This is a genomic window from Hansschlegelia beijingensis (assembly GCF_045505405.1).
Lineage (GTDB): Bacteria > Pseudomonadota > Alphaproteobacteria > Rhizobiales > Methylopilaceae > Methylopila > Methylopila beijingensis_A.
Window position 1 is genome coordinate 1 of sequence record NZ_JBJKEX010000150.1, and the last position, 6,827, is coordinate 6,827.

The 6,827-nt window shown below is 70.0% G+C and carries 8 protein-coding genes and 2 pseudogenes; 8 read left to right on the forward strand and 2 right to left on the reverse strand.

Features of this window, described 5'->3' with window-relative positions:
• Positions 1-86 (forward strand): annotated as a pseudogene (locus ACIKT0_RS10595) (type B chloramphenicol O-acetyltransferase); the annotation flags it as partial.
• Here ACIKT0_RS10595 and ACIKT0_RS10600 read toward each other — a convergent pair.
• A pseudogene (locus ACIKT0_RS10600) lies at positions 82-435 on the reverse strand (cation:proton antiporter domain-containing protein); the annotation flags it as partial. The pseudogenes ACIKT0_RS10595 and ACIKT0_RS10600 overlap by 5 nt on opposite strands.
• A gap of 189 nt (positions 436-624) precedes the next feature.
• Here ACIKT0_RS10600 and ACIKT0_RS10605 point away from each other — a divergent pair.
• A complete protein-coding gene (locus tag ACIKT0_RS10605) occupies positions 625-1,953 on the forward strand; it encodes a PQQ-dependent sugar dehydrogenase (protein WP_407105318.1) in 1,329 nt (442 codons plus the stop codon).
• A 47-nt stretch (positions 1,954-2,000) separates the two neighbouring features.
• On the opposite strand, the gene hrcA is transcribed toward ACIKT0_RS10605, so the two are convergent.
• Positions 2,001-3,083 carry a heat-inducible transcriptional repressor HrcA gene (gene hrcA / locus ACIKT0_RS10610; RefSeq protein ID WP_407105320.1) on the reverse strand — a complete coding sequence of 361 codons (1,083 nt, stop codon included), beginning with the start codon at positions 3,081-3,083 and terminating at the stop codon, positions 2,001-2,003.
• 146 nt (positions 3,084-3,229) lie between these two features.
• Here hrcA and rph point away from each other — a divergent pair, with 146 nt between their 5' ends.
• The 6 genes from rph to ACIKT0_RS10640 form a co-directional block, all read left to right on the forward strand.
• A complete protein-coding gene (rph, locus tag ACIKT0_RS10615) occupies positions 3,230-3,943 on the forward strand; it encodes a ribonuclease PH (protein WP_183396036.1) in 714 nt (237 codons plus the stop codon).
• Between the two features lie 11 nt (positions 3,944-3,954).
• The gene (gene rdgB / locus ACIKT0_RS10620) at positions 3,955-4,614 is read left to right on the forward strand and encodes an RdgB/HAM1 family non-canonical purine NTP pyrophosphatase (RefSeq protein WP_407105321.1); all 660 of its coding nucleotides are present in this window, start codon (positions 3,955-3,957) and stop codon (positions 4,612-4,614) included.
• Positions 4,611-5,759 carry a radical SAM family heme chaperone HemW gene (gene hemW / locus ACIKT0_RS10625; protein WP_407105322.1) on the forward strand — a complete coding sequence of 383 codons (1,149 nt, stop codon included), beginning with the start codon at positions 4,611-4,613 and terminating at the stop codon, positions 5,757-5,759. Before rdgB ends, hemW begins: the two co-directional genes overlap by 4 nt.
• Before the next feature lie 57 nt (positions 5,760-5,816).
• Entirely contained in the window at positions 5,817-6,041 is a 225-nt protein-coding gene (locus tag ACIKT0_RS10630) for an AbrB/MazE/SpoVT family DNA-binding domain-containing protein (protein ID WP_183395986.1), read from the forward strand.
• The gene (locus tag ACIKT0_RS10635) at positions 6,038-6,433 is read left to right on the forward strand and encodes a type II toxin-antitoxin system death-on-curing family toxin (RefSeq protein ID WP_407105323.1); all 396 of its coding nucleotides are present in this window, start codon (positions 6,038-6,040) and stop codon (positions 6,431-6,433) included. Before ACIKT0_RS10630 ends, ACIKT0_RS10635 begins: the two co-directional genes overlap by 4 nt.
• Positions 6,430-6,827 (forward strand): MutS N-terminal domain-containing protein (locus ACIKT0_RS10640; RefSeq protein WP_474998498.1); only part of this gene is annotated, 398 nt, incomplete at its 3' end. The genes ACIKT0_RS10635 and ACIKT0_RS10640, both read left to right, overlap by 4 nt.

Consider the following 6,827-nt stretch of genomic DNA (forward strand, 5'->3'; position numbering starts at 1 on the left):
AGGATGTCGAGCCCTACGCCATCGTTGGTGGGAACCCTGCCAGGATCATCCGGAAGCGATTCACCGATGTCGACATTGCTCGACTGCCCCGAGCGCGATCCCCGCCGCGAGCGGCAGGCCCCACCAGACCGAGAGGGTCGCGACGGCGGCGGTGGTCAGCAGCACCGCGACGGCGGCGAGCGCGAACAGCGGCGCCCAGTGCCGGCGCAGCTCGCGCGGCGCGAAGTCGAACGCCGCGTCGAGCAGGGCCGGCGCGATGAACAGGGCGAGCGCAAGATGCGGCTCGATGGCGATGCGCGGCGCCCAGGGGAGCGCCGCGACGCCCACCCCGGCCAGGGCCAGCATGGTCGGGTAAGGCACAGCGAGGCGTCGCGAGAGCTGCAACAGCACGATGGCCGCCAGCATCAGTGTGAGCATGCTCTCAAACAGCGACATGGACGCAGCCTCAGAGGCCCGGACGGCTCACGAAAGCGATAGATGATCCGGCGGCGCGCGACGAGGCCGCGACCAACGCGCCCGCCCTTCTGGAACCAGTTTTCCAGCGCGCCAGTTGAATGGGGCCGGCGGCGCCATCCCGCGCCGGCTCGCCCGACCGTTTTCGGGCCGCTCCTGAAGGCGACAGCAATGACATCTACGCTCACCAAGATCCTGGCCATCGGCCTGGTCGGCATCGCGCTCGGCGGATGCAGCGAGGAGGCCACCGTTCCGGTCGCGGAAGGCTACGGCCCCAAGCCGACGCTGCCTGCGCCGCGCCAGAGCTGGATCCCCACCGTCAACGTCTCGAAGGCCGTCGGCTGGCCCGAGGGCGCGACGCCAAAGGCCGGCGCCGCTTTCGAGGTGACGGAGTTCGCCGGAGACCTGGACCACCCGCGCAAGGTCTACACGCTGCCCAACGGGGACATACTGGTGGCCGAGACCGCCGAGCCCCCGAAGCCGGAGGACGGCAAGGGCATCAAGGCCTGGTTCCAGAGCTTCTTCATGGAGCGCGCGGGCGCCAAGGTGAAAAGCGCCAACCGCATCACGCTGCTGCGCGACGCCGACGGGGACGGCAAGGCCGAGATCCGCAAGACCTTCCTCACCGGCCTGAATTCGCCGTTCGGCATGGCGCTCGCCGGCGACCGGCTCTACATCGCGAACACCGACGCGATCGTCAGCGTGCCCTACAAGGAGGGCGACGAGCAGATCACCGCCACGGCCGAGAAGCTGGTCGATCTTCCGGGCGGCCCGCTGAATCACCACTGGACCAAGGATCTCGTGGCGAGCCCCGACGGCTCCAAGCTCTACGCCACCGTCGGCTCGAACTCGAACGTCGCCGAGAACGGCATGGACGCCGAGAAGGACCGCGCCGCGGTCCTAGAGATCGACATCCCGACCAGGAACGTGCGCGTGTTCGCCTCCGGCCTGCGCAATCCGAACGGCCCGTCCTGGCAGCCCGACAGCGGCGCGCTGTGGGTCGCGGTCAATGAGCGCGACGAGATCGGCTCCGACCTCGTGCCCGACTACATGACCTCGGTGAAGGACGGCGGCTTCTACGGTTGGCCCTACAGCTATTTCGGCAAGCATGTCGACGAGCGGGTGAAGCCGCAGCGGCCGGACCTGGTCGAGAAGGCGATCGTCCCGGACTACGCGCTGGGGCCGCACACGGCCTCGCTCGGCCTGACCTTCAACACCGGCGGCCTGTTCCCGGAGCAGTACCGCAACGGCGCGTTCGTCGGTCAGCACGGCTCGTGGAACCGGCAGCCTCAGAGCGGCTACAAGGTGATCTTCGTGCCGTTCAAGGACGGCATACCGAGCGGCCCGCCCGAGGACGTGCTGACCGGCTTCCTCAACGACAAGGGCGAGGCGCAGGGCCGGCCGGTCGGCGTCGCGATCGACAAGGCCGGCGCGCTGCTGGTCGCGGACGACGTCGGCAACAAGGTCTGGCGCGTCACCGCCGTCCAGGCCGGCCTCTAGGCCGGCGCATGACGCGGCGGGCGGATGACCTCAGGCCCCCCGCCGCGTCACTTCAGCAGATTGCCCAGCACCTTCGCGGTGTAGTCGATCATCGGCACGATGCGCGCGTAGTTGAGCCGCGTCGGGCCGATCACGCCGAGCACGCCGATGATCTTGCGGTCGCCGTCCCGGAACGGGGCCGCCACCATGGACGAGCCGGACAGCGAGAACAGCTTGTTCTCCGATCCGATGAAGATACGGACGCCGTCGCCCTGCTCCGCGCGGCCGAGCAGATCGATCACGCCCTTCTTGCTCTCGAGGTCGTCGAGCAGCAGGCGGATGCGCTCCAGGTCCTCGAGCGCCCGCAGGTCCTCCAGCAGATTGGCCTGGCCGCGCACGATCAGCTGGCGCGGCTCGCCCTCCGAGGCGCCGGCCCAGCTCGCGAGCCCCGCCTCGACGACGCGCGCGGCGAGCGCGTCGAGCTCGGTCTGCGCGGTCGAAAGCGCCTGCTCGATCGCCTCGCGCGCTTCGCCGAGGGTGCGGCCGCGCATCTGGCCGTTCAGGAAGTTCGTCGCCTCGATCAGGACCGAGGACGGCAGGCCGCGCGGCAGCGGCAGGATGCGGTTCTCGACGGAGCCGTCCTCGCCGACCAGCACCACCAGCGCGCGCTCCGGATCGAGCGGCACGAACTCGATGTGCTTGATGGCCGGGTCCTGCTTGCCCGCCAGCACCACGCCCGCGCCGCGCGACACCCCCGACAGCATCGTGGAGACGTCGGTCAGCACCTCCTCGACCGAACGCGCGCGGTTCGAGCCGCCGACCTGGCGCTCGATGGCGCTTTTGTCGTCGGGCGACAGCTCGCCGACCTCCATCATGGCGTCGATGAAGAAGCGCAGGCCGAGCTCGGTCGGCAGCCTGCCGGCGCTGGTGTGCGGCGCGTAGATCAGGCCGAGCGCCTCCAGGTCCGCCATCACGTTGCGGACCGAGGCCGGCGAGAGCGACACCGACAGCAGCCGCGACACGTTGCGGGAGCCGAGCGGCTCGCCGGTCGTCAGGTAGCTGTCGACGATGCGGCGAAAGATCTCGCGCGACCTGCGGTCGAGCTGAGCGATGCCGGCGCTGGCTTCGGTGATCGGGCGTTCGATTGACATGCCTCTGAGGTAGGCTCTCGTAGCGCGCGTGAACAGGCAGGATTTAGGAAGCCGTACGCGCGATCAAGCGCCGCCATGCTTGCGGCCGGCGCGCCGTGAGGGCAGAAGGGACGCCGTTCCCGAAAGTCTGCGAGCCCTTGATGTCGATCCGCCCGTCGAAACGCGCCCCCGAGGCCATGCGCGCCGTGTCTCTGGAGCGCGGCGTCGCGCGCTACGCGGAAGGCTCATGCCTCGTGAAGTTCGGCGAGACGCACGTGCTGTGCGCGGCGAGCATCGAGGACAAGGCGCCCGGCTGGCTGCGCGGCCAGGGCCGCGGCTGGGTGACGGCCGAATACGCCATGCTGCCGCGCGCCACCCATGAGCGCACGCGGCGCGAGGTGAATTCCGGCAAGCCGTCCGGCCGCACGCAGGAGATCCAGCGTCTGATCGGCCGCTCGCTGCGCGCCGTGGTCGACCTCAAGATGCTCGGCGAGCGCCAGATCACGGTGGACTGCGACGTGCTGCAGGCCGACGGCGGCACCCGCACGGCCGCGATTACCGGCGCCTGGGTCGCGCTGCATGACTGCCTCGCCTGGATGAAGGCGCGCGACATGCTGAAGGGCCCGGCGCTGAAGGACCATGTCGCCGCGGTGTCGTGCGGCCTGTTCAAGGGAACGCCCGTGGTGGACCTCGACTACGCCGAGGATTCCTCGGCCGAGACGGACGCCAATTTCGTGCTGACCGGCTCCGGCGGCATCGTCGAGGTGCAGGGCACGGCCGAGGGCGCGCCGTTCTCCGAGGCCGAGCTCATGTCGCTGCTCGGGCTCGCCAAGTCCGCCTGCTCGAACCTCGTCGAGCTGCAGAAGCTCGCCGTCGCCTGAGAGGAACGCCCGTGAGCCTCCCCGCCATCGGCCACCGGCTCGTGATCGCGACCCACAATGCCGGCAAGCTCCGCGAATTCCGCGAGCTGCTGGCGCCGTTCGGGCTGGAGCTGGTGTCGGCCGGCGAGCTCGGCCTGCCGGAGCCGGACGAGACCGGCACGACCTATGCCGAGAACGCGCACATCAAGGCGGAGGCGGCGGCCGCCGCCGCCGACCTGCCGGCGCTGGCCGATGATTCCGGGCTGGCCGTGCATGCGCTCTGGGGCGCTCCGGGCATCTTCTCCGCGCGCTGGGCCGGACCGGACAAGGACTTCGCGGCCGCCATGCAGCGCGTCGAGGAGGATCTGCAGGACCGCGGCGCGACCGCGGCGACGGACCGCCGCGCCGCCTTCGTGGCGGCGCTGTGCCTCGCCTGGCCGTCCGGCGAGGCGATCGCGGTCGAGGGCTCCGTCTCGGGCGAGATCGTCTGGCCGCCACGCGGCGGTCTCGGCTTCGGCTACGATCCGATCTTCCGGCCGGACGGCCACCAGCGCACCTTCGGCGAGATGACCGCCGACGAGAAGCATGGCGTGACCTGGGAGCCCTCGGGCCGCGGCAGCGGTCTCTCGCACCGCGCGCGCGCCTTCGGTGAGCTGATGCACGCCTTGTTCCCGGAAGGCCCGCCGCGGTGAGCGAGCCAGGCTTCGGCGTCTACGTCCACTGGCCGTTCTGCGCGGCCAAGTGCCCCTATTGCGACTTCAACAGCCACGTCCGGCGCGCAGAGGTGGACCAGAGCCGGTTCCTCGCGGCCTACCGGCGCGAGATCGCCCACATGGCGGCGCTCGCGCCCGGCCGGACGGTCGCCAGCGTGTTCTTCGGCGGCGGCACGCCCTCGCTGATGAAGCCCGAGACGGTGGCCGGCGTCCTCGAGGCGATCGCGGCCGCCTGGCGGATCGAGGACGACGCCGAGATCACGCTGGAGGCCAACCCGACCAGCGTCGAGGCCGACCGTTTCCATGGCTACCGGGCGGCGGGGGTCAACCGCGTGTCGCTCGGCGTGCAGGCCCTGAACGCCGCAGACCTGCAGGGGCTCGGCCGGCTCCACACCGTCGAGGAGGCCATCGCGGCCATGGAGCTCGCGCGGGCGATCTTCCCCCGCGTCTCCTTCGACCTGATCTACGCCCGCCCCGGCCAGTCGCCCGAAGCGTGGCGGGAGGAGCTGACGCGCGCCATCGGCTACGGCACCGAGCACCTGTCGCTCTACCAGCTGACCATCGAGGAGGGCACGCCGTTCTTCGCCCTCCACCGGGCCGGCAAGCTGAAGACGCCCGACGAGGCGACCGGGCGCGCGCTGTGGGACGTGACGCAGGAGGTCTGCGGCCATGCCGGCATGCCGGCCTACGAGATCTCCAACCATGCGCGGCCCGGCTGCGAAAGCCGCCACAACCTCGTCTACTGGCGCTACGGCGAATATGCCGGGATCGGCCCCGGCGCGCATGGCCGGCTGATCGTGGACGGAACTCGTCGCGAGCTCGCCACCGAGCGCAATCCCGAGCTCTGGGCCGCCGCCGTCGAGGCCGAAGGCTCCGGCCTCGTGGTCAACGATGCGCTGAGCCTCGAGGCCCAGGCCGACGAGTTCCTGGTGATGGGGCTGCGGCTCGCCGAGGGCATCGACCTGGCGCGCTTCCACCGCATCTCGGGCCGCCGCCTCGATCAGCGCCGCATCGACGATCTTGTCATGGACGGCATGGTCGAGCGCGTTGGCGCCGACCGGTTGCGCGTCACGCCCGAGGGCTTTCCGGTGCTCGACGCCGTAGTGGCAGACCTCGGCAGCTGACGCGTTGAACGGCCCGCCGTTCTGACATATGTTCGTACGGCGTTCAGGGAGGCTGCGATGGTCGCGCTCAAGCTCAGCCGGCAGGGAAACTCGACCGGCGTGGTCCTGCCGAAGGAAGTGCTCGCGCGGATGAACCTCTCCGCCGGCGACACGATCTACCTGACCGAAGCGCCCGACGGCTATCGACTCACCCCCTACGAGCCCGGCTTCGAGGAACAGATGGAGGTCGCCCGCCGCATCATGAAGAAGCGTCGCAACGCTCTTCGTGAACTTGCGAAGTGAAAGAGCCGGTCTGGATATCGAAATCGACTGCCGTCGCACTGCATGACGAGCAGATTGCGGAGCATGGCGGCCGCGGCGGGCTGATTAACGAAGGGGCGCTGGAAGCGGCGCTGCATCGGCCGCGCAATCTTCTTCACTACGGCGATCCGGACCTCGCGGAGCTCGCCGCGTCCTATGGCTATGGTCTTGCGAAGGACCGCGCATTCTCGGACGGCAACAAGAGAGTGTCGGCGGTCGTGACCGAATTGTTTCTGGAGCTGAACGGCTACGCGCTCGAGCTGACCGACGCGGAAGTGGTGACGCTGGGGCTCGGCCTCGCCGGCGGAGACATCTCCGAGCAGGCGCTGGCGGACGCGCTGCGAGGGGCGATGAGACCGATGGCCCCCTCATGAGCGTCGTGACCGCCATTCCCGCCGAGGCTCCCGCGGCGCGCCCGACGCCGATGATGGAGCAGTACATCGAGATCAAGTCGGCCAATCCGGACTGCCTGCTGTTCTACCGGATGGGCGACTTCTACGAGATGTTCTTCGAGGACGCGGAGGTCGCGAGCCGCGCGCTCGGCATCGCGCTGACCAAGCGCGGCAAACATCTCGGCGAGGACATCCCGATGTGCGGCGTGCCGGTGGAGCGCGCCGACGATTATCTCCAGCGCCTGATCACGGCGGGCTTCCGGGTCGCGGTCTGCGAGCAGACCGAGGACCCGAAGGAGGCCCGCAAGCGCGGCGCGAAGTCCGTCGTGCGCCGCGCCGTCGTGCGGCTCGTCACGCCCGGCACGCTGACCGAGGA

Bases quoted from the DNA above. Each gene is read 5' to 3' on its own strand.
- ACIKT0_RS10605 (WP_407105318.1), top strand. From the start codon at position 625: ATGACATCTACGCTCACCAAGATCCTGGCCATCGGCCTGGTCGGCATC.
- hrcA (WP_407105320.1), bottom strand. From the start codon at position 3,083: ATGTCAATCGAACGCCCGATCACCGAAGCCAGCGCCGGCATCGCTCAG.
- ACIKT0_RS10630 (WP_183395986.1), top strand. From the start codon at position 5,817: ATGGTCGCGCTCAAGCTCAGCCGGCAGGGAAACTCGACCGGCGTGGTC.